This window comes from Ciceribacter sp. L1K23 (genome assembly GCF_018122705.1).
GTDB lineage: Bacteria > Pseudomonadota > Alphaproteobacteria > Rhizobiales > Rhizobiaceae > Allorhizobium.
This window is the reverse complement of the sequence record NZ_JAGRRC010000001.1, coordinates 461,375-488,237: the sequence shown is the minus strand read 5'-3', so window position 1 is coordinate 488,237 and position 26,863 is coordinate 461,375. Positions and strand designations below refer to the sequence as shown.

Genomic DNA, 26,863 nt, shown 5'->3' with positions numbered 1-26,863 from the left:
CCGTTTTAAGAGGTGGACCCGACGACGCCCTCGACCAGGTAACTCATGCTTTCAAGCGCGACATCGGTTTCCGCGAAGGCCTGGCCCTCGGCGGCGATGACATTGCCCTTGTTGTCCTTGAGCGGTCCCTTGATGACCGAGAAGCCGCCCTTCATGATTTCGGCAAGCGTCGCATCGAACTGCTTGCGCGCCGGTTCGGTGACGGCCGGTCCGAGCGGGCTCATCTTGACGAAGCCCTCAGCAAGACCGCCGCGGACGAAGTTGTCGATGGTGCCGCCTGAAAGCGTCGTGTTGACCATGTCGGTATAGACCTTGGACCAGTTCCACTCGGCGCCGGTGAGATATTTCTCAGGCGCCAGCGGGCTCTGGTTGGCGTGGTAGCCGCAGAGGAACATGCCGCGACCGGCGCCGGTTTCCATCACGACCTTCGGGCCGTCGACATGGCAGGTAACGACATCCACACCCTGATCGGCCAGCGCATTGGTGGCTTCCGCTTCCTTGACGGCGAGCGACCATTCACCGGTGAAGATCACCTGGCAGGTGATCGTGGGATCGACGGCACGGGCGCCGAGCAGGAAGGAGTTGATGTTGAGCAGGACCTGCGGAATGGGCTTTGCCGCAACGAAGCCGATCTTCTTGGTCTTGGTCATGTGACCGGCAACGATGCCGTTCAGATACTGGCCCATACCGATATAGCCGAAATAGGAGCCGGTATTGGCGGGCTTGTCCGGGGTCCAGAGGCCGCCGCAATGCTCGAAGCGGACATTAGGATATTTCGGCGCCATGGTCAGGATGTGGGGGTCGAAATATCCGAAGGAGGTCGGGAAGAGCAGCGTGGCGCCGTCGAAATTGATCATGCTCTCCATGGTTTTCTGGACATCGACCGTTTCCGGTACCTGCTCTTCCTCGACCACGGTCACGCCATCGATCGCCTTGATTGCGGCCGCCCCTTCGGCATGCGCCTGGTTATAGCCGTAGTCGTCCTTCGGGCCGACATAGATAAAGCCGACGGTCAGGCCAGCCGCGTGGGCTATGTTGAACGGCAGGGCGCTGCTGGCGGCAGCAAGGCCCGCGAGACCGGCTGACTGGCGCAGAAACTGTCGGCGGTTCGGCATAAGAAACTGGCTCATGAAGGATCTCCCGGATCAGGATGAACAGTGGATGCTCGGGCGGGCGCTGGTTCCCCAGGTTGTCTATTGCGCTCCGCGTTCACCTTTGAGTAACCCATATGGCGCTGCTTCTGTCTTGTGCTAAGTTTTGGTCAAGCCGCTGCAAATTTTGCATCACCGGGAGAGCCCTCACATGCGTCATCTGACTTCGCTTCGTTACATCGACGCCGTGGCCAAGGCTGGCTCGATTCGCGGTGCAGCGGAATCTCTCGCAATTACATCCACGGCGCTCAACCGTCGCATCCTAGCGCTTGAGGAGGAACTCGGCGTCCCGGTTTTCGAGCGGCTCCCGCATGGGGTGCGACTATCGAGCGCCGGGGAGATCCTTATTCACCACATCCGAAACCAGCTTTCGGACATGGAGCGGGTGAGGTCGCAGATCGCCGACCTCTCCGGCGTGCGGCGAGGCCATGTCTCGATCGCCTGCAGCCAGGCGCTCCTGCCATACTTCCTGCCACAACAGATAGCCATTTACCGCAAGGATCATCCCGCGGTGACGTTCGGTGTCCATCTGCGGGATCGACAGGCGGCGGAGCAGGCGCTGATCGATCACGCCGCGGATATCGCGCTGGTATTCGAGCCGGTCCGAATGGCGGATTTCATGACATTGATGCGGGTTTACCAACCCGTTCATGTGGTCATGGCCTCGCATCATCCACTTGCTCGTAAGGACACGATCAGGCTCGGCGACTGTCTCGCCTACCCCTATTCGCTGCCGACGGCGCCCTTCGGCGTGCGGCATTTGATGGACATGGCTGCCCAGAAATCCTCCTATCGTCTCGAACCGGTGATCGAATCGGACAGTTTCGAGTTCTTGCGAAACCATGCCGTCACGGAAAACATCATCACCTTCCAGATTCCGATCGGTCTCTCGGAGCAAACGGCGGGCGGGGATATGGTGAGCCGACCCCTGGCGAAGAAGGACGTTCCGGCCGGTGTTCTCTACATGGGGCAGTTGAAGGGTAGGACGCTGCCGGTGGCAGCAGCCCGTTTCGCAGCGCAGCTCTCCACCACACTCGCCGCAAAATTCGAGGTATCCTGAGACGGATCGTCAAAATCTGGAATGCCGACGGATCCGCTGGACGAACTGTGTAAATCCAGGCTGGAATGGCTGGCGCCGGCCGGGAGATCGTGGCTATCATCCGCACCACTGGGCAAAGAAACGGGTATCTGCGGGGGACGTCTACACATGCGGAATTTCGAAAGGCCGACACGCTCGGTGGCCGTGGCAAGAAACGCCATGGCGGCGACCTCCCATCCTTACGCAACGCTTGCGGCCGTCAACATCCTGCAGGCTGGCGGCAACGCCATGGACGCGGCCATCGCGGCCTGTGCCGTCCAGTGTGTCGTGGAACCGGGATCGACCGGGATCGGCGGAGACTGCTTCGCGCTCTATGCGCCGAAGGGCGGCGACAAGGTCATCGCCTACAACGGATCGGGGCGGACACCAGCCGCCTTGACGGTCGACTGGTTCGAGGAGCGCGGTCTGACCGAGGTGCCCCGGCAATCGCCGTCCGCTGTGACGATACCCGGCGCTATCGATGCCTGGACGCGGCTCCACGCCGATCACGGCCGCCTACCCTTCGCTCGTATCCTGGCGCCGGCAATCGACTACGCGAAAAACGGCTATGCAATCACACCACGGGTCCATCGGGACTGGAGCCTCGAAGAGAAACTGCTATCCGCCGACAAGACGGCGGCAGAGATTTTCCTCCCTCATGGTTGTGCGCCGCGGATCGGCGAGGTTCATTCGCAGCCTCGCCTTGCTCGAACACTGGAACGCATCGCAGCGGAGGGTCGTGACGCCTTCTACAAGGGATCGATCGCAGCCGATATGGTCGATCGTCTCCGCTCGCTTGGCGGCCTGCACACAGTGGAAGACTTTGCGTCTGCCGGAGGCGAATATGTAACGCCTGTTGCGACAGACTTCCGCGGCTATCGCATCCACGAATGCCCTCCGAACGGACAAGGCATCATCGCGCTGGTAATCCTGAATATTCTGTCGCACTTCGAGGTGGTCGCGGATCCGCAGTCGCCGGACCGGCTTCATCTCGAGATCGAGGCGACGCGCCTTGCCTATGCGGCGCGCGACGCCTGGGTCGCCGACCCCGAGAAGGCGGAGGTGCCCGTCGAGGAGATGTTGTCGCCTGAATTTGCCGCGCGCCTCGCCGGCATGATCGACCTCAAGCACGCGGCGACGGATCTTCCGGACTTCGAGATGCCGCTTCATCGCGACACCGTCTACATCTCGATCGTCGATTCCGAACGCAACGCCGTCAGTTTCATCAACTCGATCTTCGACAGTTTTGGTTCCGGCATCGTCGCGCCTAACTCGGGCATCATCCTGCACAATCGCGGGCAGAGCTTCTCGCTGAAACGGGGGCACCTCAATATGATCGGGCCGGAAAAGCGTCCGTTGCACACGATCATTCCCGGCATGGTGACCCGTCACGGCAAGACGGAGATGTCGTTCGGCGTCATGGGCGGCTACTATCAGGCCATGGGCCATGCCCACCTGATTTCCAAAGTCTTTGATTACGGCATGGATCTGCAGGATGCGATCGATCTGCCGCGCCTGATACCGGTCGGCGGCAAGAACCCGCGCGTCGAGGCGGAGCGAACGGTGCCGGCCAAAACGGTGGCGGAGCTGACACGCCGCGGCTTCGAGATCGTGCCGGCGGAAGACCCGATCGGCGGGGCGCAGGTCGTCAGGATCGATTGGGAAAACGGAACGCTGACGGGCGCATCTGAGTCCCGCAAGGACGGAATGGCGCTTGGCTTCTGAGGTTAACCCAAACTGATTTGGGAAACGATGCCGCCTTCCTTGCCTTTGCGCCGGTACTATTAGTGCCTATATCACGCAACACACTGACGTTGCCCAGACCCAAGCACGCGAGTTCGCGCAATCGGGTCCGCTTCATTCGAAGCGGTTATCGCAACGCATGCTGCGACACCAATCGTCGCCTGCGGCCCCTTGGCTGTTTGCTGCCTGTGCGCTAACCAAGGCGGCGACGATTTAAAAAACGCCGAACCGAAGCCAGTGACGAGGAGAGACCATGATCGAGAAACGTGAATTCTACATCGGTGGCGCTTGGGTGCCCCCGTCAGTTGCGCGCGATCACGCGGTTATCAATCCGACGACCGAGGAACCCTGCGCAGTCATCTCTCTGGGTGACAAGGCCGACACGGACGCTGCCGTCGCTGCCGCCAAGGCTGCCTTTCCCCGATGGGCGGCGACGCCTCCTAAAGAGCGGGCGGGCCTCGTCGCCGGCATACTGGTGCAATACGAAAAGCGACTGCAGGAGTTTGCCGAGGCAATCTCCATGGAAATGGGCGCGCCGATCGACTTTGCGCTCGCCGAGCAGGCGCCGTGCCTGCCCTGGCACACCACGAATTTCTTGAAGGCCTTCGAAGAGATCGAATGGGTACGGCCGCTTGGCGATCACGCGCCGGGTGCCGCCGTTGCGATGGAGCCGATCGGCGTCGTTGGCCTGATTACCCCATGGAATTGGCCGGTGAACCAGATCGCGCTGAAGGCCATACCGGCGATGCTGGCCGGCTGCACCTGCGTCCTGAAGCCTTCGGAAGAAGCCCCGCTCAACGCGATGCTCTTTGCGGAGTTCTGCCATGACGCAGGGATTCCGGCCGGCGTCTTCAATCTCGTCAACGGTGACGGGGCCGGTGTCGGCAGCCAGTTGACTACGCATCCGGATGTCGAGGCGATCTCCTTCACCGGCTCTACACGCGCCGGTATCGCCATCTCGAAGGCAGCTGCCGACAGCCTGAAGCGGGTCATGCTCGAACTGGGCGGCAAGGGTGCGAACCTCGTCTTTGCCGATGCCGACGACAAGGCCATCGAGCGTTCAGTGCGTCGGATGATGGAAAACTCCGGTCAGTCCTGCAATGCGCCCTCGCGCATGCTCGTTGAGCGCAGCATCTATGAAGATGCGGTCGAAAAGGCTGCTGCCGTGGCGAATTCCATCAAGGTCGGCCCCGCCGGAAATCCCGGCGATCACATCGGTCCGGTGGTAAACAAGAGCCAGTGGGAGAAAATCCAGGGCTACATCCACAAGGGAATCGAAGAAGGTGGCCGCCTCGTCGCCGGCGGACCTGGCCTGCCGGAGGAGTTCAATCGCGGATTTTACGTCAAGCCGACGATCTTCGCGGACGTGAAGCCTGGCATGACGATCGAAAAGGAAGAAATCTTCGGACCCGTCATGGCGATGATCCCGTTCGACAGCGAGGAGGAAGCCCTGACGATTGCCAATGACACGGTCTACGGTCTCACAAATTACGTGCAGACCACCGATGCCGAGAGGGCGAACCGGCTGTCGCTGAAGCTCAAGGCCGGCATGATCGAGATGAACGGGAAGTCCCGCGGGGCAGGCTCGTTCTTCGGTGGCGTAAAGCAATCCGGCCGCGCCCGCGAAGGTGGCGTTTGGGGTATTGAGGAATTTCTCGAATCCAAGGCGATTTCCGGCTACGACTTCTCGATCGCGGCGGAGTAGGAAAGGACATTTGTCCTCATCAACGAACTTGGAAACCTCTCGGCCGGAAAATCTGGTCGGGAGGTTTTGTGTTTCGGCGGCGAGCTCGAGGTTGCTTATAGCGGTCCGTCAGTGGCGCTGACGTTGTCGCCCCCGAAGTTCAGCGACCCGATTTGACACGGATCAAGGATCGGGCGCTCCGCCGCCTTTAGCTTCTCCTCCATTGGTTGCCCCTATCGGCAACATTTCCGCGGAGGTTAGCATCATGACCAGTTCTCCCGTTGTCTGGTTCGAACAGCTCCGGCGTGCAGACGTCGCCAAGGTGGGCGGAAAGAATTCGTCCCTGGGCGAGATGATCCAGACCCTTGGCCAGAAGGGTGTGGATGTACCCGCCGGTTTCGCCACCACGGCGGATGCCTACTGGAACTATGTCGAGGAGAACGGGATTCGCGAAGTGATGGGAGAGCTCGTCGCCGACTGGATCGACGGCAGGACCAGTCTTGCCGAAACGGGGGCGGCGGTGCGCAAGCTCTTTCTACGGGGCAGCTGGCCGCAGGCGACAGCCGATGCGATCGTGGCGGCCTATCGGGAGCTGTCGAAACGGGCCGGCCATGATGAGGTCAGTGTCGCGGTTCGCTCGAGCGCAACGGCCGAGGATTTGCCGGATGCCAGCTTCGCGGGGCAGCAGGAGACTTTCCTCAATATTGCCGGCGAGAAGGCGCTGCTCGATGCCTGCCGGCGTTGCTACGCGTCCCTCTTCACGGATCGCGCGATTTCCTATCGCCAGGCCAAGGGCTTCGACCACATGAAGGTGGCGCTGTCGATCGGTGTGCAACAAATGGTCCGCTCGGATATCGGCGGTTCCGGGGTCATGTTCTCGATCGACACCGAGACCGGGTTCGACAAGGTCGTCCTGATCAACGCCGCCTGGGGTCTTGGGGAAAACGTCGTCCAGGGCGCCGTCGATCCCGATGAATATCAGGTTTACAAGCCGCTCCTCGAGGATATGTCGCTGAAGCCTATCATCTCAAGGAAGCGCGGCGCGAAGGCGATCAAGATGATCTACGGCAAGGGCGACCAGCCGACGCGAAATGTTCCGACCTCGAAGGCGGAACGGGCGGCCCTCGTTCTCTCCGATAAGGAGATACTGGTTCTTGCGCGGTGGGCCACGATCATCGAGAAACACTATGGCTGCGCCATGGACATGGAATGGGCCCGCGACGGCGAGACCGGCAGGCTTTACATAGTCCAGGCCCGTCCGGAGACGGTCCAGTCGAACCGGCAGGATGCCCTCTTCAAGACCTACCACATCAGCAAAAAGGGCAAGATGCTGGTCGATGGCCTGTCGATCGGCGACGCTATCGTGTCGGGTCAGGTCTGTCTGATCGAGACCGCGAAGGACATAGACCAGTTCGTCGATGGATCGGTCCTCGTCACCTCCACCACCGACCCTGATTGGGTGCCGATCATGAAACGGGCAGCCGCGATCGTCACCGATCACGGTGGACGGACCTCCCATGCGGCTATCGTCAGCCGGGAACTCGGGCTTCCTGCTGTTGTCGGGACGGGCAATGCGACGGAAATCCTTCATACCGGCCAGGAGATCACTGTTTCCTGCGCCGAGGGGGACGAGGGACGGGTCTATGAAGGTGTGGCGGAATTCCGGATCGAGACGTCCAACATGGCGGACGTGCCGGCGACTCGGACCAAAGTCATGCTCAATTTGGGCAATCCAGGTGCAGCCTATCGCTGGTGGAAGCTGCCGGCCGATGGCGTCGGTCTGGCACGCATGGAGTTCGTCATCTCCAATGCCATACGCATCCATCCGATGGCGCTCGTCCATTTCGACCGGCTGAAGGACGAGGTGGCGAAGGAGGAAATCGCAGCGCTGACTGCGGGCTATGACGACAAGTCGCAATACTTCGTCGACAACCTTGCGGAAGGTTTGGCGCGCATTGCCGCGACGCTCTATCCGAAGCCGGTGATCGTCCGCATGAGCGATTTCAAGACCAACGAATATGCCGGTCTGATCGGCGGCGCGGACTTCGAGCCGAAGGAGGAAAACCCTATGATCGGCTTCCGCGGCGCCTCCCGCTATTATTCGCCGCGGTACCGCGAGGGTTTTGCGCTTGAATGCCGGGCGATCCACAAGCTTCGGGTCGAGATGGGGTTCCGCAACGTGGTGGTGATGATCCCCTTCTGCCGGTCGATCGGCGAGGCTGAAAAGGTGCTCGCGGTGATGGCCGAGAATGGCCTGAAGCGGGGACAGGAGGGACTGCAGGTCTATGTGATGTGCGAGATTCCCTCCAACGTCATCCTGGCTGAGCAGTTCGCCCGCTATTTCGATGGCTTCTCGATCGGATCGAACGATCTGACGCAACTGACGCTCGGCGTGGACCGGGATTCGGGCGAACTCGCCGATCTTTTCGATGAACAGGACGATGCCGTTAAGTGGATGATCGGGAGTGTGATAAAGGAAGCAGGAAAGGCCGGCGCAAAGATTGGTATCTGCGGTCAAGCGCCGAGCGATCATCCGGAGTTTGCGAAATTCCTCGTTGATTGCGGCATCGACAGCATCTCCGTCAGCCCCGACAGTTTCGTCGCGGTGAAGCAGAAAGTGGCGGAGGCGGAGAAGACGGCCAAAGGATGAGCGGGTGCTCTCCGGGCGCCAGCCTTCAAGGCTGGCAGCCAGCGATCGACGACTATTGGGGAAAGGCAGCGGACATGACGGATCAGGCATCCGCGGCTCTTGAAGCCCGCCACCTGAAGAAGATCTACCGCATGGGCGACGTGTCGGTGACGGCGCTCGATGATGTGGATATCGATCTCTTCCAAGGTGAACTCGTGGTCTTGCTTGGGCCCTCGGGCAGCGGCAAGTCCACCCTTCTCAACATCCTCGGCGGCCTCGACCAGCCGACGAGCGGTGAGGTCCGCTTCCGCGATCATGACCTGACACGGGCGAGCGACCGGCTTTTGACGAATTACCGGCGTGATCATGTCGGCTTCGTTTTCCAGTTCTATAACCTCATCCCGAGCCTGACCGCGCGGGAGAACGTGGCGCTCGTCACCGAGATCGCCCGCAATCCCATGCGACCGGAAGAGGCTCTGGCACTTGTTGGTCTGGCCGAACGTCAGAACCACTTTCCGGCCCAGCTGTCCGGCGGCGAGCAGCAGCGCGTTGCGATCGCGCGGGCGATCGCCAAACGTCCGGACCTCCTGCTCTGTGACGAGCCGACCGGCGCGCTCGACAGCAAGACCGGTGTTCTCGTGCTCGACGCGATCCTGCGCATCAACCGGGAACTGGGGACGACGACCGCTCTCATCACGCACAATGCCGGAATCGCGGATGTCGCCGATCGGGTCGTGCTGTTCGCCGACGGGCGTATTGTCGAGACGCGGGTGAACAAGGTCCGTCGCTCGACCGCCGAACTGACGTGGTGAGGCGCCATGCGAAGCCTGGACAAGAAGCTCCTGCGGGACATCTGGCGTCTCAAGATGCAGGTGCTGGCGATCGCACTTGTGATTGCCTCCGGCGCCGCACTTCTCGTCATGGCGTTGACAACGGTGCAGGCTCTTCAGGAAACCACGACCGCCTACTACGAGCGGTCGCGCTTCGCCGATGTCTTCGCCGACGCCAAGCGCGTCCCGCAGCAGGTGTTGCGGGACATTGCCGCCATACCGGGCGTGGCTGTTGCCGAGAGCCGTATCGTCAAGGGTGCCATTCTCGACATCGCGGATTTCGATGAACCCGCGCTCGGGCAAGTGATGTCGCTTCCCTCGCACGGACCTCAACTGCAGAACGTCCTCGTCGTTCGCTCCGGACGTCTGCCTGAACCCGGCAAGATCGACGAGGTGGCCTTAAGCGAATCCTTCGCGGAAGCTCACCAACTGGTTCCCGGCGATACGTTCGCGGCGATCCTCGGATCGCAGAAACGGACACTGCACGTTGTGGGGACAGTACTGAGCCCGGAATTCGTCTATGCCATAGCGCCGGGCGGCATGATGCCTGATGACGAACGGTTCGGCCTCATGTGGATGGATCGCGGGGTGCTGGAGGCTTCGTTCGACATGAAGCAGGCCTTCAACAGCGTGACGCTGACACTGCTGCGCGGCGCGGATTCACGCGATGTCGTCGCGAGGCTCAACACGCTGCTTGGCCCCTACGGCGGCAGCGGTGCCTATGCTCGAGAAGATCAGATTTCCAACTGGTTCCTGCAGAGCGAGATCGAGCAGCAGATCAATATGTCGCGGATCATGCCGACGACTTTCCTCGCCGTGGCGGCCTTCCTCACGAACATGGTGATGGCCCGGCTGATCCAGACAGAGCGCCGTGAGATTGGGCTTCTCAAGGCCTTCGGCTACAGCAACGGTGCGATTGGCTGGCACTATGCAAAAATGACACTGACGATCGCCGTGATCGGGGTCGTCATGGGTTGGGCCCTCGGTGCCTGGCTCGGCCACTGGAACACGACCCTCTACGCCAGTATCTATCGCTTCCCCTTCCTGCTCTATCGTCCCGGTCCGCAAGCCTTCCTGATCGCCGGCGGAGTGAGCCTCGCGGCGGCTCTCGTCGGTTCGCTGACGATGGTGATGCGGGCCGTGCGGCTGCCACCGGCGGAAGCGATGCTGCCTCCCAGCCCGCCGGCCTACAGCCGGTCATCGGCCGCTTTCCGGATGCTCGACGAGCCGACGCGGATTATTCTGCGGCGTATCACCCGCTGGCCGATGCGGGCCGGACTGACGACCCTGGGTCTGGCGATGTCGATCGCAGTACTCGTGCTCGCCCTGCAATGGGCCGACTCGATCACTTATCTCGCCCGTTCCGTCTTCGAGACATCCCAGCGTCAGGACGCGACGATCATCTTCGGCGACGCCGAGCATGTACGCGTTGAAACCGATGTCCGGCATCTTCCGGCCGTCCTCTCGACCGAGCCGTTCCGGAGTGTGGCGGCGGAGATCTCCAACGGTAACCGCGTCGAGCGTCAGGGTATTGTCGGCCTTCCCACAAATGCTGTGCTCAGCCCGATTTACGACAACGAGCGCGGCGTCCTGCCGCCTGCCGGCGAAGGGCTCGTGATGTCCAGTGCCCTGGCGGACCTGCTGGATGTCGGGATTGGCGATCGCGTGAGAATAAGGGTGCTGGAAGGTCGGCGGGCGACGCTCGATCTTCCCGTGATCCAGACCTTCGAAACCTTCATCGGCACGCCCGTTTACATGGAGATCAACGCGCTTAACCGCCTGATGGGAGACGGCCATGTCCTCACCGGCGTTCACGTATTGCTCGATGATGTGCAGCGCCAGGAATTGCTGTCACGACTGAAGGACCTTCCAGGCATAACGGCGATCCTTTTCCGGCAGGCGGCGCTCGACACCTTCTTCAAGACCATGGGCGAGACCATCTTTATCTTCATCGGCTTCTTTGTCGTCTTCTCGATCATCCTCTCGTTCGGGGTCAGCTACAACTCTATCCGGATCGCGCTTTCAGAGCGATCCCGCGAACTGGCAACCCTGGCGGTGCTCGGCTTCAGCCGATGGGAGATATCCTACATCCTGCTGGGCGAGATCGGATTGCTCGCCATAGCCTCGATCCCGCTCGGCGGCGCCATCGGCTATCTGCTGTCGTGGTACATGGCGTCGGCCTTCGAGACGGAGCTCTATCGGATACCGCTGGTGATACAGCCTTCGACCTTTGGTCAGGCCGCCCTCATCGGACTTGCGAGCGTGATCGCCTGTGCGGCGGTGGTTCGGCGAAGACTTGATCGCCTTGATCTCATCGGCGTCTTGAAAACGAGGGAATGATATCGTGAACGTGCTCGGCAGACGTATCATCATCTGGGGCGGCCTGTTCGCCGTTCTCACCGGCGGCATCGTCTACTCCTTCCGGCCACAGCCGGTTGCGGTGGATCTTGCGACGGTTCGCACGGCGCCGCTGCGTGTGGCGATCACGGAAGAAGGCAAGACGCGGGTTAGCGAGGTCTACACTTTACATGCGCCCTTGCGCGGCAATCTCGACAGGCTCACCGTCGAGCCGGGCGACGCGGTTTTGGCCAATGACACCGTTCTCGCCAATATCACGCCGGCGGTACCGGAATTCCTCGACAGTCGTTCCGAGGCTGCGCAGCGCGCCGTGGTCGAGGCGGCTGTGGCGGCTCGGGCGCTGGCGCTGGCCGAACTTGACGGTGCGAAAGTCAATCTTGACTTTGCGCGCGCCGAACTCGATCGCGCGCAGGCGCAAAGCCGACACGAGGCGATTTCCAAGCGTGCGCTGGATGAGGCCGAACGGGCCTTCAAAGTCGCAGAGACTTCCCTTGCCACGGCCCGCGCGGCTCTCGATGTCCGGGAATTTGAGCTCGCGAGGGCCCGTTCGCAGCTCCTGCCTCGCGATGTCATCGACGAACGCGGCGTTGCTTGTGACTGCGTACGTGTCAAATCCCCTGTGAGCGGTGTCGTCCTGCAGGTGCTCAGGCGAAGCGAAGGCGTGGTCGAGGCAGGCTCTGCCTTGCTCGAGATCGGAGATTCCCGGAAGTTGGAGGTGGCCGTCGATCTTCTGTCCGAGGAGGCCGTGACCGTGACGCCGGGCCAGCGCGCGGTTATCCGGGACTGGGGCGGTCCCCAACTGGAGGGTCGGGTCAGGCGCGTCGAGCCTTATGGTGAAACAAAGGTGTCGGCGCTTGGTATCGAGGAGCAGCGCGTCACCGTCGTTCTCGACCTTCTCTCACCGCCGGACGAGTGGAAGTCACTTGGTCACGGCTTTAGGGTCGACGTGGATCTGATCCAGTTCGAGGCGGAGGTGCCGCAACTGCCGCTTGGGGCCTTCTTCCGCGATGGAGAGGACTGGGCCGTGTTCGTTGTCGAGGATGGTCGTGCCAAAGCGCGAAAGGTCAGGATCGGTCATCGGAATACGCTCGCCGTTGAGATCGCCGACGGCGTCGCGGATGGAGACCAGGTGGTCCTTTACCCTGGAAGCCAGATCAACGACGGCCTTTCCGTCGAGCAACGGGAGACTTCTGGGCGGTAATCGCTAGGTGGCGGTGTCGAACATGCCGGCGGATCGGGTGACGTCGGCGACGAGCTTGAACATCAGCGTCTGGATCGAGGTCGGGCGCCAGTTCCGGCGATAGGTGAGGCCGATCGGTCTCATCAGATGGTCGGTCGGATGATCGATTGTGATGAGCATTCCATTGTCGCATTCCGGCTGCGACTGGTGCCGCGACAGGCAGCCGAGATGATCGCTTTCGTTCAGTAGTCCCCGCATCAGGAGAAGCGATCCGGACTCAATGACCCGCGATGGCGGCGACTTGCCTGCGCCGGTGAACAGCGTTTCGAACTGCTCCCGCGTTGGCGTTCCCTGGCGCGGCACCACCCACGGATAGCCGATGAGATCGTCGAGGCTGACATCCTGCTTGCTGGTCAGCGGATGCCTGGGACCTGCCAACAGAGCCAGACGATCATCGAACAGTGCTTCCTGCACGATGTCACCGATCGGTGCCGGATCGCGCAAGGCGCCGATCAGGAAGTCGATCGTCCCGCGTCTCAACCCCCCGAGAAGTTCGTCATAGGGACCGTCCAGGATTTTCACCGGATAGGTGGATTTTAACTCGCGAAACTGGGCAAGCGCCCGGGGCAGGATGGTGGAACGGGCAAGCGGCATGGCGCCGATCACGATCCGGCCGGCTTCCCCGCCGTTGATGCCTGCAAGTTCCGCGTCCGCCTGATCGAATTCGTAGATGGCCAGCCGTGCCGCCTCGATCAGGGCCTGGCACAGCCGGGTCGGCAGAATACCGAACGAGGTGCGCTCGAAGAGGCTGCGTACCGCCTCCTGTTCGACTTGCGTTACCGCACGGTGAACCGTCGGTTGCGCAAGTCCGAGCCGGCGTGCGGCGAGCGTAAAGTTCTCGCTCTCCGCCACGGCGATCACGGCCTGCAGTTGCGAATAGCTGAGCGTAATCTTCAGGCGCGGAGAAATGTCGGCGAGCACCGGGTCGAGAAGCGCGAAGGCGCTCGTCACGCGGTGCTGCAGAACCTCGCCACGATCGGTGAGAAAGAAGCCGTTGGGAGACCGTTCGAACAGTGGGCCTCCGGTTTCGCGCTCCAGCTTGTTGATTGCCTGGGTCACCGCCGGTTGCGAGATATGCCAGTGTTCCGACGCGGCGGTCAGCGTCTTGAGTTCCGCCACCGACGCAAACAGCCGCAGATGTCTGAGGTTGCGCGGGATCATAGCCTGTCCAGCACCCTATCGGAGCGCGAGGCCAAGTCATCCGGGCCGGGGTCAAGATGCAGGTCTGCGAGGCGTCTTTGCCAGCCAACCGTGGCGCGGCTTATCGCGTCCGGCAGGTCGAATGCCGTGAGTGTGGCGCAGACTTCCTCCATCTCGGCGGCGCGGCGGGCTCCATGGACCATCATGCGCTCCAGATTGTAGGTCGCCCGGCTGCGCCAGTCGATGCCGGGATCGGATGCCTGCAGAGATGCGAGGACGGCATCTTCGACGCCCGCCCGACGGGCCGCGAGCAGACATTCCGTTGTTAAAGCCTCGAACCCCTTGATCATCACCGACCGCAGCATCTTGATGCTGGAAGCATCCCCTACGCGCGAGCCGGCGACCTCGGGTCGCATCCCGAGCCGGACGAGGAACTGCATTGCCGCTTCGGCATGCGGACCGGACATCAGCACCGGAACCTCGTGTCGTTTTGGATAGACGGGAGCCATGATCGCGACGTCGACATAGCGACCGCCCGCCGCCTCGATGACGGCTGCCGCCTCGATCTTTGTGTGCGGAGAGCATGAGTTGCCGTCGAGCCAAAGGCAGTCTGCGCTGATGAACGGCGCGCAGTCGCGTGCGGCCTGAAGCACCTGATCGGCGGTAACGAGCGAAAACACCAGTCCGGCAGTCCCAACGGCGTCTGCGGGATCGGTGCAGAGTACGACGTTTGCCTCCTTGCCGCGATGTTGCAGTTGGTCGATGTCAATTCCCTGCCGGAGCTTCATGTCATAGGCGAAAACGTCACTCGGCGGCCGTGTCCAATGCCCGGCGATCGCATGGGCTGCTTCTCCGAAACCAACAAAACCGATCGCCGGGAAGTCGTTTTTTCTCGCCGCCATGGATGTCTCCTTAACCTTCGTCCGAATGTTGCAAAGACGGCGTCGCGTTTCCAGTCACTATAGCTTCATCTTATGGGCCGTCCCGGCGTTTCGATTTGCGTCCAGGACATCTCCAGAGCATGGCTTTGGCAACAACAAACGAGGAGGAAAAGCTATGTCCGGTGAGAAAGGGGCGGTAAAGACCGCGCTTGTCATCAGCGCGCATGCTGCGGATTTCGTTTGGCGATGCGGCGGGGCAATCGCGTTGCACGCGCAAAAGGGTTATGCCGTTACCGTGGTTTGCCTCTCGTTTGGTGAGCGCGGCGAATCTGCCAAGCTCTGGAAGCAGCCGGGCATGACGCTGGACAAGGTGAAGACGGCGCGCCGCGTTGAAGCCGAAAAGGCAGCCGAAGCTCTCGGCGTTTCCAGTCTGATCAGCTTCGACCTCGGGGACTATCCGCTGCGCCTGACGGACGAGGACAAGTACCGGCTGGTCGATGTCATCCGTGATGTCCAGCCGGATTTCATGCTGAGCCATTCGCAGTATGACCCCTACAATACCGATCATATGTACGCGACACAGGTTGCGCTCGAAACGAGGATGATCGCGCAGGCATGGGGTCATAAGCCAGGGGAAAAGGTGCTTGGCGCCCCGCAGCTCTATCTCTTCGAACCGCACCAGACGGAGCAGATGGGCTGGAAGCCGGACGTGTTCCTGGACGTGACGCCGGTCTGGGACAGGAAGCGTGCGGCGATCGAATGCATGGAAGGCCAAGAGCATCTGTGGGAATATTACACCCGCGTCGCCGAAAACCGCGCCAACCACTTCATGCGCAATTCCGGCGGTCAGTCGGGCGGACGAAACGCCAAATATGCCGAAGGCTTCCAGTCGGTCTTTCCGCGCACCGTGGATGAGCTTTGATCGACTGAGCGCCTTTCGGAGAAGGAGAAGACATGTCGCGACCGACCAACCCGTCCTTCGACATCGCGCACCTCGCGCATGTCGAGATGCTCACCGACAAATTCGAGGAGAGCCTGGACTTCTTCACGCGTATTTATGGTCTGAAGCTCTCAGGTCAGGACGAGACGTCGGCCTATCTGCGCGCCTGGGACGACTATGAGCACTGCACGCTGAAGCTGACGCGATCCCATACGACAGGCGTCGGCCACATTGCCTATCGCGCCGCGAGCCCCGAGGCTCTGGAGCGGCGGGTGGAGGCGATCCAGGCATCCGGCTACAAGGTGCTGGGCTGGATCGATGGCGACCAGAGCCATGGCCGTGCGTTCCGGTTCGAGGACCCATTCGGCCACGTCTTCGAAATCTATTGGGAGACGCGCTGGTATGCGCCGGAAGAGGAAAACGAAAGAGCCGCACTCAAGAACACCGCGTCGGCCTTCACCGGTGCAGCGCCGCGTCGGCTCGATCACCTCAATCTCTTGAGTTCCGACGTAACCGAATTCCGTCGTTTTATGGAAACCTGTCTGGGATCGCGGGTGACCGAAATGATCCGCCTCGACAATGGCCGGATCGGCGGGTGCTGGTTCACCATCAACAACAAGACCTATGACCTTGCCTGCACCGAGGAGCATGGCGGTGGTGTCGGCCGCCTGCATCACGTCACCTATGCGACGGACCAGCGCGAGGACATCCTGAGAGCGGCGGACATCTTCCTGCAGAACGGGGTTCACATCGAGACCGGCCCCCACAAGCATGCCATCCAGGGAACATTCTTCCTGTATGTATGGGAGCCGGCGGGCAACCGCGTGGAACTCGCCAATGCCGGCGCTCGCCTCATCCTCGCGCCGGATTGGGAGCCGGTGGTGTGGACGGAGAACGAGCGGAGAAGAGGCCAGGCCTGGGGCCTGAAGACAATCGAGACCTTCCATACGCACGGAACGCCTCCGGTCAAGAAGGAGCATTGATCATGGGGATCGTGGTCCAGAACATCGAGCGAGCATCGGCAGGAGTGATCGCGGGACTGTCTGCCGCCGGTGTGGCGACGGTGCATGAAGCACAGGGTCGCAAGGGCATGCTGGGCAGTTACATGCGCCCGATCTACACTGGTGCCCAGATCGCGGGTTCCGCCGTCACCATTTCCGCGCCGCCTGGCGATAACTGGATGCTGCATGTGGCGATCGAGCAGCTGCGGGACGGCGATATCCTCGTGCTCGCGCCGACAAGCCCCTGTGATAACGGCTACTTTGGCGATCTATTAGCGACGTCCGCCATGGCACGGGGCTGTCGCGGCCTGGTGATCGATGCGGGTGTCCGCGACATTCGCGACCTCACGGCGATGGGCTTCCCGGTCTGGTCGAAGGCGATCTCGGCGCAGGGCACCGTCAAGGCGACGCTCGGTTCAGTCAACGTTCCGATCGTCTGCGCTGGCGCTCATATCGAGGCCGGCGATGTCATCGTGGCGGATGACGACGGCGTCTGTGTCGTCAGGCGCGCGGAAGCGGAAAGCGTGCTGGCAGCGGCCGAGAAACGTCTGGCAAATGAAGAGGTAAAGCGAAAGCGGCTGGCTGCCGGCGAACTCGGTCTCGACATCTACAGCATGCGCGAGGCGCTCGCCGCCAAGGGGCTCAAATATGTCTGAGGGCGGAATTCGCTGCCTGTGGATGCGCGGCGGCACATCCAAGGGTGCGTATTTCCTGAAGGAGGATCTGCCGGTGGACCCCGCTATCCGTGATGATCTGTTGTTGCGGATCATGGGTTCGCCCGATCCGCGCCAGATCGACGGTATCGGCGGGGCAGATCCCCTCACCTCCAAGGTCGCAGTGCTGTCGCGTTCGATGCGCGAGGATGCCGATGTCGACTATCTGTTTCTGCAGGTGTTCGTCGACCAGGCGCTGGTGAGCGACGCGCAGGGCTGCGGCAACATCCTTGCCGGCGTCGGTCCCGCCGCAATCGAACGCGGACTCGTCGCCGCTATGGACGGCGAGACACCCGTGCGCATTCACATGGTGAACACTGGTGAGGTGGCGGTGGCGCGCGTCATGACGCCCGGTGGTCACGTGACCTACCATGGAGGCACCGAAATTGCGGGCGTACCGGGTACGCACGCTGCCATTCCATTGCTCTTCATGAACATCGCCGGATCCATGTGTGGCAGCCTGCTGCCGACCGGAAACGCGGTCGATGTGATCGACGGCGTGGAGGCCACGCTCATCGATAATGGCATGCCCTGCGTCATCATGCGTGCCACCGATTTTGGGCTGACGGGGTGGGAGACGCGCGAGGAGATTGAAGCCGATACGGCTCTCAAGAACCGGATCGAAGCGATCCGTCTCCAAGCCGGCCCCATGATGAACCTCGGCGACGTAACGGCGGCGTCCGTTCCGAAAATGACGCTTGTCTCAGCGCCGACCGAGGGTGGCGCGATCTCGACGCGCAGCTTCATTCCCCATCGTGTCCACGCGTCCGTCGGTGTCTTTGCCGCGATCACTGTGGCCACCGCGACCCGATTGGAAACGGGGCCGGCCCGCGGCCTCGCCGTCCAGCCCGCCGATGGCCGCTATCTTATCGAGCATCCGACCGGCGCGATGGAGGTTTTCCTCGATATCGGTACAGATGGCGAAATCAAGGGCGCCGGTTCGGTGCGGACGGCACGCAAATTGTTCGATGGGCTGGTGTTCGCGCGATAACAAATTCGCTCGGCTGATTTATCCTGAAATTATGGGTGTTCCGCTGGTCAACCCGTGGGGAGCCAAGCAGCATTGTCCCTAAGGGCTTACGAGTACAGCACGGAAATCGTTGACGTTCGTCAACGTCGGACCGGTGACGACCTGCCGGTCGATGGCCTCAAAAAAGCTATGCGCGTCGTTGTCCGCAAGCATCCGCAGAGCATCGATGCCGGCCTCTTTTGCCGCCTTCAGCGTATCTGGCGAAACAATTGCTCCCGCCACTTCCGCCGAGCCATCCACACCATCCGTGTCGCAGGCAATGGCGTGAATGCCATCCGCGCCGTCGAGCGCCATCGCCAGAGCGAGGCAGAATTCTGCATTCGGGCCGCCGACCCCCTGCCCGCGACGCGTCACGGTGAGTTCGCCGCCGGACAGGAGAAGAACCGGGTGATCGCCCGGCCGCAGGCTTGCCTTGATCTTCAGCGCTTGGTTTGCCTGAGCTTTCGCGACGTCGCGCGCCTCCCCTTCCAGATTGTCGCCGAGCATTTTGACCATGCAACCAGCCTCATTCGCCAGATTGGCGGCGGCTTCCAGCGACTGACGCGGTGCGGCAACAATCAGGTTCTCGACCCTCGACAGCCTGGTATCGTCAGGGGCGACAACGCCTGTGGCGCTCTGAAGCGCGCGCCACACGCTTGCGTGAACATCGACCTTCCAGCGGCGAAGGACCTCGGCCGCTTCCTCCCGTGTCGACCGATCCCCGACTGTGGGGCCGGAGCCGATGAAGGCCGGATCGTCGCCGGGCACGTCCGAGATCATCAGTGCTAGCATGCGCGCCGGATAGGCGGCCGCTGCAAGCTGCCCACCCTTGACCCTGCTGAGGTGTTTTCTCACCGTGTTCATACGGTCGATGGGCGCGCCCGAGGCTAGAAGCGCGGCATTGACTGCCCGTTTCTCGTCCAGCGTTACGCCATCCGCCGGCTGCACCAAGAGGGCCGAGGCGCCGCCGGAAATGAGTGCCAGCACGAAATCGTCCTCCGTCGCCGAGCGCAGCAGATCGAGCATCCTTCCGGTTGCCGTCAGTCCTGCCTCATCGGGCACGGGATGAGCCGCCTCGACGATTTCGATTCCCTGGCACGGTCTTGCGTAGCCGTAGCGCGTGATGATCAGCCCCTCGCAAGGACCCCAGGCGGCCTCGACGGCCTCGGCCATGCGCGCGCTCGCCTTGCCGGCGCCGGTGACGATCACGCGGCCTTTGGGCTTCGGCGGAAGGAACCGACCCAACGATCGCATCGGATCGGCCACCTCGACCGCCCGATCGAAGAGCCGTCGCAGAAAGATCTCCGGTTTTTCGATCATGCTCGCTTGCCTCGTCCGCTCGTCTCGCGGACCACCAGTTCGACAGCGCTTAGAGCTTCCGGTGCCGGGGCGCGCTGCTCTTCCAGCCAGCCAAGAATCGTTGTGGCGATTTGTTTTCCGAATTCGGCGATACCGCAATGGACGGTCGAAAGCGTCGGATAGACCTGGCTGCATTCCTCGATGTCGTCGAATCCGACGATGCGAAAATCCTGCCCGACCATACGACCCATCTTCGTAAAGCCGGACACCATGCCGAGCGCCACGAGATCGTTGAAACAGACGGCGGCATCCACATCAGGGTGTTCGCGCGACAGGATTTCCGCGGCTTCGCGTCCGAAGGCGCGGCTGCTTCTCCCCGCAAGGACCAGCGGTTCCATGCCTGCTTCCGTCAAAGCATGCAGATAACCCGACATGCGCTCTTGCGTTACAGCACGTCCCTCAAGCCCGCCGACGAAGGCAATGCGGCGGGCGGAAAGGTCGAGGAGATGCTTTGTGGCAATCAGGCTTCCCGACCGGTAATCGGGGGCTGCAAAAGGAAAGAGGTCGATACGCGGGTCGACCTTGCGCAGCACCTGCATCGTGGGGATGCCGGCCCTGGCGATGAGATCGAAGGTGGCCATTTCTTCGCCGTACGCGGGTGAAATGACAAGAGCCGATACCCCGTGCTCGATAATGGCGGAGACGACCTGTGCCTGGATCGCCGGGTCCTCGTCGGTGTTTGCGAGCACTGTCGCATAGCCACGTTCTGAGAGCGCCATTTGCAGCGACGTCGCGAACTCGGTGAAGAACGGGTTGCGCAGATCGTTGAGGACGAGGCCGATCAGGCCGACATTGGACGAGCGAAGATTGGCGGCCGAGCGGTTGTAGACGTAGCCGATCTTGTCCATCGTCTCGCGCACGAGCCGTCGCGTCTCCTCGCGCACGAGCGGGCTGTTCTGCAGGACGAGGCTGACGGTCGATTTGGACACGCCAGCCACGCGCGCCACGTCCACGATTGTCGGCCTGCGCTCCATGGCTGCTATTCTATCCCGTTCATCTCAAGCAAGAGACGCATCCTTCTCACGGCAAGCTCGGGATCGGCAAGAAGATTTGCCTGATCTGCAAGACGAAAGACCTCGCTATAGTGAACGATGTCGCGGCTCGACTGGAAACCGGCCGGCATGATGAAGTGCCGCTGGTAGCCGTTGAGCCAGGCAAGAAAAGCGATGCCCGCCTTGTAGAACCGCGTCGGTGCCCGGAAGATTTCACGGCTGAGCGGCACGGTTGGTGCGAGAAGCCGGTGATAGGTCTCAAGGTCGCCACCCGCCAGCGCGTCCAGTGCCTGCGAGGCCGCGGGGGCTATGGCCGCGAAAATGCCGAGTAGCGCGTGCGAATAATGCCGGCCGTCTCCGGCTATAAGGTCGGCATAGTTGAAGTCGTCGCCTGTATAAAGCCTGACCCCTTCCGGAAGACGGGCACGGAAGGCCTCTTCATGTGCCTGATCGAGCAGCGAGATCTTGATACCGTCGACTTTGGACGGGTTCTCCTCGATCAGCGTGAGGACGAAGTCGCTAGCCGTAGCAACGTCGTCACTACCCCAATAGCCTTTGAGCGCCGGGTCGAACATGTCGCCGAGCCAGTGCAGGATGACCGGCTTCGCCGCGCCATCGATGAGGCGCCGGTAGACCGTATGATAAATCTCCGGTCCGGCATTGATGGCGGGAAAGGCGCGCGACGCCATGAGGATCAACTGTCCGCCGGCCGCTTCGATCGCCTCGGCCTGATGGTGATAGGCTGCGAGAACCGCATCAGCACTTCGAAGATTTTGTATCGCCACGTGATCCGTGCCGGCGCCGCAGGCAACGCGCGGTTTCATCGGATGGGCTTTGGCGGCAGCCATCGTCCTTTCGATCAATTCAAGCGCCGTCTGCCAGTCGACTCCCATACCGCGCTGGGCCGTATCCATCGCTTCGGCAAGGCCGAGACCCTGGTTCCAGAGGTTCTCGCGAAAGGCAAGGGTGGCGTCCCAGTCGACGGCCGGCCGGCTGTCCCAAGGATTACGCTCGCGCAGCGGATCGGAGACGACGTGCGCGGCGGCGAAGGCGGTACGCGTCAAGGGGCGCGTCGGAGCACGCGGGACGAGCGGCGTGCCTTGCAGCACATAGTCCGCGATACGGTTATTCTGTGTCGGCAAACGTATCATGGCTCATGCTCCGTGATCGGCGCGGATCATGTCGGCGGCCTTTTCGGCAATCATGATCGTGGCTGCATTGGTATTGGAGGAAACGACGGTCGGCATAATCGAGGCGTCGACGACCCGTAAGCCCGCAATGCCGTTGAAGCGCAGTCGGGGATCGACGACCGCAGCCGGGTCAGAGCCCATGCGGCATGTGCCGGCCGGATGGTGGTCTGTCTTTGAGTGCGTGCAGGCGTAGTTGAAGTAGTCTTCGTCGGTCTGGACATCGGGACCTGGCAGGCGCTCCGCCTTCACGAAGGGCTTCAGCGCATCCTGCCGCATGATGTCGCGGGCTATCTTCAGGCCGCGGATCGACATTTCGCGATCGTACGGATCGGCCCAGTAGTTCGGGTCGATCAGGGGCGCGGCCGCAGGATCGGATGAGCCGAGCCGCACGGTGCCGCGAGAGCGAGGGCGAAGATAGGCGGAATTGAGCGTCACGCCGCCGTTTTCCATCGCGGCGACGCCGGCCTCGATGCCCGAGCCGAGCCCCAGGTGAAACTGGATGTCGGGCGAACGAGCCTCCGGATCGGCATACCAGAAGCCACCGGTCTCGAAGAGGCTGGAGGCGACCGGCCCGGTGCGCGAGAGCAGATACTGGAGGCCGGCGAGCACCGAAAGGTGCGGCTTGGCATAACGATCATAGGTATGCGGGCCAGTGCATTCGGCGATCACGAACAGATCCAGGTGATCCTGCAAATTGGAGCCGACGCCGGGCTGGTCGAAGACGACAGGTACGCCGGTGGCTTTCAGATGGTCGGCCGGACCGATCCCCGAAAGCATCAGAAGCCGTGGGCTGCCGATTGCACCGGAGGAAAGGATGACTTCGCGGTCGGCATGGACGATGCCCTCGCCGGCAAGCTCGACGCCTGTCGCGCGACCGTTTTCAGTGACGATCCTCAGGACCTGCGCACCGGTTCGAATGGTCAGGTTCTTCCGATTCCTGGCGGGGTGGAGATAGGCGATCGACGCCGACGAGCGCCGCACGTTGCGTTGGGTGAGTTGATAGTAGCCGACACCATCCTGCTCTTCGCCGGTCATGTCCGGATTGAAGGGGATGCCGAGTTCTCCGGCCGCCTTGAAATACGCCTCGCAGATCGGCAGCGGCGCGGCGGGCTTGCTGACGCCGAGCGGGCCGCCTTTGCCATGATAGCGATTGTCGAACGTATCGTTGTCCTCGGCTTTGCGGAAGTAGGGCAGAACATCGTCGTAGGCCCAGCCCTCGCAGCCCATCTGCCGCCAGCCGTCATAGTCGAGCGCGTTGCCGCGAGTATAAATCTGCGCGTTGATGCTCGATCCGCCTCCCAGCACCTTCGCCTGCGTATAGCGGATCACCATGTCCTTCATGTGCCGCTGCGGTACCGTGTGCCAACCCCAGCTGCCGATGCCCTTGGTCATTTTGGCAAAGCCAGCCGGCAGGTGATAAAAGGGGTGCCAGTCGCGCCCGCCGGCCTCCAGAAGCAGGACTTGGAGGTTCGGGTCTTCCGAAAGGCGTGCCGCCAGCACCGACCCGGCGGACCCTCCCCCGACGATGATGAAATCATAGGACGTTTGCATGCTATGCTCCTAGAGACGCGGGATCGACAGACCGCCGTCGACCGGAATGACAGCACCGGTGGCGAACGCGAGATCGCCCTTGGCCAGCGGCACGACGATCCGGCCGATGTCTTCGGGTTCGCCCCAACGCCGGGCCGGCACGAGGCCATCTTCAATGCGCGCCGTATATTTGTCCTTCACTCCGGCGGTCATGGCAGTTGCGATGATGCCGGGCCTGAGTTCGAAGGTACCGATGCCGTGGGCTGCAAGACGGACCGCAAAGAGCTCCGCCATCATCGCGGCGCCAGCCTTCGAGATGCAGTATTCGGCCCGCTCGACCGACGCCATCGTGGCGCTGACGGACGTGACGAAGATGAGGGAACGGTACGTTTCCGACGGTCTGTCCACCATCCGCCGCGCGACCTCCTGGGCCAGGAAGAAGGTGCCGCGCAGATTGATGCCGAGAACATGGTCGAAGCTGTCGGGCGCCAGCTCCAGCATGTCGCCCCGTATCTTGGCCGGCACGCCCGCGTTGGAGACCAGCGTGGTGACAGGCCCCATCTGATCCTCGATACGGTCGAGCAAGGAGGATACCTTGTCGATCTCCTGCAGGTCGTGCCTGATATAGCGAGCCTTGTCCCCCAGCGTCCCAAGCGCGGCGATGACCTCGGGCGCCTCGGCGTCGAGATGGGCGGCGAGCACGACTTGAAAGCCTGCTCCGACAAGCGCCTCGGCGATCCCAAAGCCGATGCCCTGCTGTCCACCGGTGATCAGCGCAAGCGGAGTCACGATGCGAACTCCGTCTCGTTGATGTGTTTTGCGGCCCTTAGCGCCAGAGCCGCGATAGTGAGGGCCGGATTGACAGCAGCCGACGTCGGCAGGATAGAGGCGTCGACGATGAAGAGATTGTCGTGGTCGTGACTGCGGCCAAAACTGTCGACAACGCTGGTCCGTGGATCGGAGCCCATGCGGGCCGTGCCGCACTGGTGGGAGGGGGTGCGTCGATCGAAGGCGCGCGAGAGTACGATCGGGTAGCCCGCCCGGCGAAGCAGTGCCTTCAGCTTCTCCACCAGTGAAAGATGCGCTTCCCAGTTGGACCGCTTCCAGTCGAGCACGATCTGCCCGTTCTTCAGCGTCACGCGGCTTTCCGGATTGGGCAGATCCTCGGACATGGCGTAGAGATCGAGCGAGCGATTGGCGATCCAGTGCGCAAGCGGACGCGGGAGGGGAGAACTTGCAGCGAGGATCGGGCCGGTGATCTTGCCGAGCAGCTGGATGTTGCCGAGCGGCTCGCCGCCCGGACCGCCGGTCAGGTAGAAGTCGTTCATCATCAGGGTCTTCTGGTAGACCGATGTATTCCGACGCAGGGGATGAAGTGCAAGCACGGCGGAACAGTTGTGATTCATGAAATTTCGGCCGACCTGATCCGACCGGTTGGCGAGGCCGCTCGGATGTTCATCATCCACCGATGCCAGCAAAAGCGCTGCTGATCGCACTGCACCTGTCGAAAGGACAACAAGTGGCGTTTCAATGACGAGGCGCCGGCCGTTTTCCTCGACTTCAACGCCGGTCACACGACCTTGTCGGGCGATCAGGCGTTTCGCTTCGCAGCCGGTTCGAAGGGTGACGTTCGGATGTTTGAGCGCTTGTGCCAGCCCGACAGACTCCGCATCCTTCTTGCCACCACAGGTGTCGGGAAAAGCGTCCCAGGTCGTGCGTCCGTGGGCAAGCCAGCGATCGATGTCGACCCCGAGAGGCAGCGATGCTGGATGCAGGCCAAGCTTTCTCAGTCGGTCGCGCAGATCGGCGATAACCGGCTCGTCCGGAACGGGCGCATGGGAATAATTGCCGGAATGCAAAGGCTCGGTCGGATCTTCGCCCAGAACGCCGCGAACCTGAAACAGGTTTTCAGCCTGCTGGTAGAACGGCTCCATCGCCTCGTAGCCGATAGGCCAGCCGGGCGTCGTGCCACCCATGTGACGGAGTGGTGCGAAGTCTTCTTTCCGGTAGCGTAGCAGCACGGCGCCATAGAACTTGGAGTTCCCACCGACATAGTAGTAGTTGCCGGGATTGAACGGCTGACCGTCTCCGTCAAGCCATTCCTCCTTCGGCCGGAACTTCGCCCTGGCGAAGATTGCCTCTGGATCGCGATCGGCTTCTGATGGCTTCAGCCTCTCGCCCTTTTCAAGGATCAGGATGTTGCGGCCAGACGGCGCCAGTGCCGCTGCAAGCGTCGACCCGCCCATGCCTGAGCCGATGATGATGACGTCTGGCGCGGTCATGGACGGATACGCTCCTCCGTCTTGGGGTCGAAGGCGACGGCCTTTTCCATATTGACGGCAAAGTCGAAGCTCTGGCCGGCGCGGATGTCGATATCGGCGCGCATTCGGGCGATGACGTCTTTCCCGCCCAGGGTCATCGTGATGAACGTGTCGGACCCTGCCGGCTCGGTGATCACGACGCGGTTTTTGAGGCTTACGACGTTTTGCGATTTCCGGTCGGCGCCTTCCGGGTCGGTAATCGCTTCCGGCCGGATACCGAGGAGAATGTCCTTGCCGTCCCATTGGGCGAGGTTTTGCTGGCTGAAGCGCAGAGCCTGTTCGCCGCCCTCGCCATCGCTGACCAACGCATGAGGAACGCCCTCCCGCACGACGACGCGCGCCGGCAGCACGTTCATCGCCGGGCTTCCCATAAACGTCGCCACGAAGACATTGGCGGGCTTGTCGTAGATTTCCTTCGGCGTGCCGAGCTGCTGGATATAGCCCTTGTTCATCACCGCGATGCGGGTCGAGAGCGTCATCGCCTCGATCTGGTCGTGGGTGACATAGACGATCGTCGTCTTCAGCTTCTCGTGCAGCTTCTTAATCTCGGTCCGCATGTCGACGCGCAGCTTGGCATCAAGGTTGGAGAGCGGCTCGTCGAAAAGGAAGACGTCGGGATCACGCACGAGCGCACGGCCCATGGCGACCCGCTGGCGTTGACCGCCCGAAAGCTGGCCGGGTTTCCTGTCGACCAGATGATCGATCTGGAGGAGTTTGGCCACCTCGGCGAGCGCCCTGTCGCGCTCCGGCTTGGCAACACCATGCATTTCGAGGCCGAAGGTGATGTTCTGGCCTACCGTCATGTTCGGGTAGAGCGCGTAGGACTGGAAGACCATGGCGATGTTGCGCTTGGACGGATGGACGCCATTGACGACCCGTCCCTTGATAGAAATTTCTCCCGAGGAGATGTTTTCAAGCCCGGCGATCATGCCGAGAAGCGTGGACTTGCCGCAGCCAGACGGGCCGACGAGAACCAGGAATTCGCCCTCCTCGACCGAGATATCGACGCGGTGGAGCACCTCGAGCTGTCCATAGGACTTGGTGACGTTGGAGATGTCGAGAAAGCCCATCTTG

Annotated in this window: 21 protein-coding genes; 11 read left to right on the top strand and 10 right to left on the bottom strand. The window is 62.0% G+C overall.

What is annotated here, in order from left to right; genetic code table 11:
- Nucleotides 1–5: 5 nt before the first annotated feature.
- The gene (locus J5J10_RS02195; protein ID WP_211928640.1) at nt 6–1,130 is read right to left on the bottom strand and encodes a BMP family ABC transporter substrate-binding protein; all 1,125 of its coding nucleotides are present in this window, start codon (nt 1,128–1,130) and stop codon (nt 6–8) included.
- 172 nt (nt 1,131–1,302) lie between these two features.
- Between J5J10_RS02195 and J5J10_RS02190 the strand changes: the two genes are divergently transcribed.
- From J5J10_RS02190 to J5J10_RS02160, 7 genes are all read left to right on the top strand, one after another.
- Nucleotides 1,303–2,211 carry a LysR family transcriptional regulator gene (locus J5J10_RS02190; protein ID WP_211928639.1) on the top strand — a complete coding sequence of 303 codons (909 nt, stop codon included), beginning with the start codon at nt 1,303–1,305 and terminating at the stop codon, nt 2,209–2,211.
- A gap of 147 nt (nt 2,212–2,358) precedes the next feature.
- Nucleotides 2,359–3,954 (top strand): gamma-glutamyltransferase, encoded by a 1,596-nt coding sequence (ggt, locus tag J5J10_RS02185; protein WP_211928638.1) that lies wholly within the window; start codon nt 2,359–2,361, stop codon nt 3,952–3,954.
- Nucleotides 3,955–4,225: 271 nt separating this feature from the next.
- Nucleotides 4,226–5,677: an aldehyde dehydrogenase family protein gene (locus J5J10_RS02180; RefSeq protein ID WP_211928637.1), complete on the top strand. Its 1,452-nt coding sequence runs from the start codon at nt 4,226–4,228 to the stop codon at nt 5,675–5,677.
- Between the two features lie 244 nt (nt 5,678–5,921).
- The gene (gene ppsA / locus J5J10_RS02175; RefSeq protein ID WP_211928636.1) at nt 5,922–8,306 is read left to right on the top strand and encodes a phosphoenolpyruvate synthase; all 2,385 of its coding nucleotides are present in this window, start codon (nt 5,922–5,924) and stop codon (nt 8,304–8,306) included.
- Between the two features lie 74 nt (nt 8,307–8,380).
- Nucleotides 8,381–9,097, top strand: a complete 717-nt coding sequence (locus J5J10_RS02170; RefSeq protein ID WP_211928635.1) for an ABC transporter ATP-binding protein — start codon at nt 8,381–8,383, stop codon at nt 9,095–9,097.
- A gap of 6 nt (nt 9,098–9,103) precedes the next feature.
- Nucleotides 9,104–11,455, top strand: coding sequence for an FtsX-like permease family protein (locus J5J10_RS02165; RefSeq protein ID WP_211928634.1), 2,352 nt, complete (start codon nt 9,104–9,106; stop codon nt 11,453–11,455).
- Between the two features lie 4 nt (nt 11,456–11,459).
- Nucleotides 11,460–12,674 carry an HlyD family efflux transporter periplasmic adaptor subunit gene (locus J5J10_RS02160; protein WP_211928633.1) on the top strand — a complete coding sequence of 405 codons (1,215 nt, stop codon included), beginning with the start codon at nt 11,460–11,462 and terminating at the stop codon, nt 12,672–12,674.
- A 3-nt stretch (nt 12,675–12,677) separates the two neighbouring features.
- Here J5J10_RS02160 and J5J10_RS02155 read toward each other — a convergent pair whose 3' ends face one another.
- Both J5J10_RS02155 and J5J10_RS02150 read right to left on the bottom strand, forming a co-directional pair.
- On the bottom strand, nt 12,678–13,874 hold the full coding sequence (locus tag J5J10_RS02155; protein ID WP_211928632.1) for a LysR family transcriptional regulator: 1,197 nt from the start codon (nt 13,872–13,874) through the stop codon (nt 12,678–12,680).
- Complete coding sequence (locus tag J5J10_RS02150; RefSeq protein ID WP_211928631.1) at nt 13,871–14,755, bottom strand: NAD(P)-dependent oxidoreductase; 885 nt, start codon at nt 14,753–14,755, stop codon at nt 13,871–13,873. The genes J5J10_RS02155 and J5J10_RS02150 overlap by 4 nt, the downstream gene beginning before the upstream one ends.
- Nucleotides 14,756–14,909: 154 nt before the next feature.
- Between J5J10_RS02150 and J5J10_RS02145 the strand changes: the two genes are divergently transcribed.
- From J5J10_RS02145 to J5J10_RS02130, 4 genes are read left to right on the top strand one after another with little or no spacing between them, the layout of a single operon-like run.
- Complete coding sequence (locus tag J5J10_RS02145; RefSeq protein WP_211928630.1) at nt 14,910–15,656, top strand: PIG-L deacetylase family protein; 747 nt, start codon at nt 14,910–14,912, stop codon at nt 15,654–15,656.
- Nucleotides 15,657–15,688: 32 nt separating this feature from the next.
- The gene (locus tag J5J10_RS02140; RefSeq protein ID WP_211928629.1) at nt 15,689–16,657 is read left to right on the top strand and encodes a VOC family protein; all 969 of its coding nucleotides are present in this window, start codon (nt 15,689–15,691) and stop codon (nt 16,655–16,657) included.
- 2 nt (nt 16,658–16,659) lie between these two features.
- A complete protein-coding gene (locus tag J5J10_RS02135; RefSeq protein WP_211928628.1) occupies nt 16,660–17,331 on the top strand; it encodes a 4-carboxy-4-hydroxy-2-oxoadipate aldolase/oxaloacetate decarboxylase in 672 nt (223 codons plus the stop codon).
- A complete protein-coding gene (locus J5J10_RS02130) occupies nt 17,324–18,379 on the top strand; it encodes a 4-oxalomesaconate tautomerase (RefSeq protein WP_211928627.1) in 1,056 nt (351 codons plus the stop codon). The genes J5J10_RS02135 and J5J10_RS02130 overlap by 8 nt, the downstream gene beginning before the upstream one ends.
- A 78-nt stretch (nt 18,380–18,457) precedes the next feature.
- Here J5J10_RS02130 and J5J10_RS02125 read toward each other — a convergent pair whose 3' ends face one another.
- From J5J10_RS02125 to J5J10_RS02095, 7 genes are read right to left on the bottom strand one after another with little or no spacing between them, the layout of a single operon-like run.
- Complete coding sequence (locus J5J10_RS02125) at nt 18,458–19,717, bottom strand: glycerate kinase (protein WP_211928626.1); 1,260 nt, start codon at nt 19,715–19,717, stop codon at nt 18,458–18,460.
- The gene (locus J5J10_RS02120) at nt 19,714–20,730 is read right to left on the bottom strand and encodes a LacI family DNA-binding transcriptional regulator (RefSeq protein ID WP_211928625.1); all 1,017 of its coding nucleotides are present in this window, start codon (nt 20,728–20,730) and stop codon (nt 19,714–19,716) included. The genes J5J10_RS02125 and J5J10_RS02120 overlap by 4 nt, the downstream gene beginning before the upstream one ends.
- Before the next feature lie 5 nt (nt 20,731–20,735).
- On the bottom strand, nt 20,736–21,899 hold the full coding sequence (locus tag J5J10_RS02115) for a dihydrodipicolinate synthase family protein (RefSeq protein WP_211928624.1): 1,164 nt from the start codon (nt 21,897–21,899) through the stop codon (nt 20,736–20,738).
- Nucleotides 21,900–21,902: 3 nt separating this feature from the next.
- Nucleotides 21,903–23,489: a GMC family oxidoreductase N-terminal domain-containing protein gene (locus J5J10_RS02110; RefSeq protein WP_211928623.1), complete on the bottom strand. Its 1,587-nt coding sequence runs from the start codon at nt 23,487–23,489 to the stop codon at nt 21,903–21,905.
- A gap of 9 nt (nt 23,490–23,498) precedes the next feature.
- Entirely contained in the window at nt 23,499–24,260 is a 762-nt protein-coding gene (locus J5J10_RS02105; RefSeq protein WP_211931110.1) for a 3-ketoacyl-ACP reductase, read from the bottom strand.
- Nucleotides 24,254–25,750, bottom strand: coding sequence for a GMC family oxidoreductase (locus J5J10_RS02100; RefSeq protein WP_211928622.1), 1,497 nt, complete (start codon nt 25,748–25,750; stop codon nt 24,254–24,256). The genes J5J10_RS02105 and J5J10_RS02100 overlap by 7 nt, the downstream gene beginning before the upstream one ends.
- Nucleotides 25,747–26,859, bottom strand: coding sequence for an ABC transporter ATP-binding protein (locus J5J10_RS02095; protein ID WP_211928621.1), 1,113 nt, complete (start codon nt 26,857–26,859; stop codon nt 25,747–25,749). Before J5J10_RS02095 ends, J5J10_RS02100 begins: the two co-directional genes overlap by 4 nt.
- Between the last annotated feature and the right edge of the window lie 4 nt (nt 26,860–26,863).

Excerpts from the sequence above, each read along its gene's own strand:
- J5J10_RS02195 (WP_211928640.1), bottom strand. The coding sequence starts at position 1,130 with ATGAGCCAGTTTCTTATGCCGAACCGCCGACAGTTTCTGCGCCAGTCA.
- J5J10_RS02190 (WP_211928639.1), top strand. The coding sequence starts at position 1,303 with ATGCGTCATCTGACTTCGCTTCGTTACATCGACGCCGTGGCCAAGGCT.
- ggt (WP_211928638.1), top strand. The coding sequence starts at position 2,359 with ATGCGGAATTTCGAAAGGCCGACACGCTCGGTGGCCGTGGCAAGAAAC.
- J5J10_RS02180 (WP_211928637.1), top strand. The coding sequence starts at position 4,226 with ATGATCGAGAAACGTGAATTCTACATCGGTGGCGCTTGGGTGCCCCCG.
- ppsA (WP_211928636.1), top strand. The coding sequence starts at position 5,922 with ATGACCAGTTCTCCCGTTGTCTGGTTCGAACAGCTCCGGCGTGCAGAC.
- J5J10_RS02170 (WP_211928635.1), top strand. The coding sequence starts at position 8,381 with ATGACGGATCAGGCATCCGCGGCTCTTGAAGCCCGCCACCTGAAGAAG.
- J5J10_RS02165 (WP_211928634.1), top strand. The coding sequence starts at position 9,104 with ATGCGAAGCCTGGACAAGAAGCTCCTGCGGGACATCTGGCGTCTCAAG.
- J5J10_RS02155 (WP_211928632.1), bottom strand. The coding sequence starts at position 13,874 with ATGATCCCGCGCAACCTCAGACATCTGCGGCTGTTTGCGTCGGTGGCG.
- J5J10_RS02150 (WP_211928631.1), bottom strand. The coding sequence starts at position 14,755 with ATGGCGGCGAGAAAAAACGACTTCCCGGCGATCGGTTTTGTTGGTTTC.
- J5J10_RS02145 (WP_211928630.1), top strand. The coding sequence starts at position 14,910 with ATGTCCGGTGAGAAAGGGGCGGTAAAGACCGCGCTTGTCATCAGCGCG.
- J5J10_RS02140 (WP_211928629.1), top strand. The coding sequence starts at position 15,689 with ATGTCGCGACCGACCAACCCGTCCTTCGACATCGCGCACCTCGCGCAT.
- J5J10_RS02135 (WP_211928628.1), top strand. The coding sequence starts at position 16,660 with ATGGGGATCGTGGTCCAGAACATCGAGCGAGCATCGGCAGGAGTGATC.
- J5J10_RS02130 (WP_211928627.1), top strand. The coding sequence starts at position 17,324 with ATGTCTGAGGGCGGAATTCGCTGCCTGTGGATGCGCGGCGGCACATCC.
- J5J10_RS02125 (WP_211928626.1), bottom strand. The coding sequence starts at position 19,717 with ATGATCGAAAAACCGGAGATCTTTCTGCGACGGCTCTTCGATCGGGCG.
- J5J10_RS02120 (WP_211928625.1), bottom strand. The coding sequence starts at position 20,730 with ATGGAGCGCAGGCCGACAATCGTGGACGTGGCGCGCGTGGCTGGCGTG.
- J5J10_RS02115 (WP_211928624.1), bottom strand. The coding sequence starts at position 21,899 with ATGATACGTTTGCCGACACAGAATAACCGTATCGCGGACTATGTGCTG.
- J5J10_RS02110 (WP_211928623.1), bottom strand. The coding sequence starts at position 23,489 with ATGCAAACGTCCTATGATTTCATCATCGTCGGGGGAGGGTCCGCCGGG.
- J5J10_RS02100 (WP_211928622.1), bottom strand. The coding sequence starts at position 25,750 with ATGACCGCGCCAGACGTCATCATCATCGGCTCAGGCATGGGCGGGTCG.
- J5J10_RS02095 (WP_211928621.1), bottom strand. The coding sequence starts at position 26,859 with ATGGGCTTTCTCGACATCTCCAACGTCACCAAGTCCTATGGACAGCTC.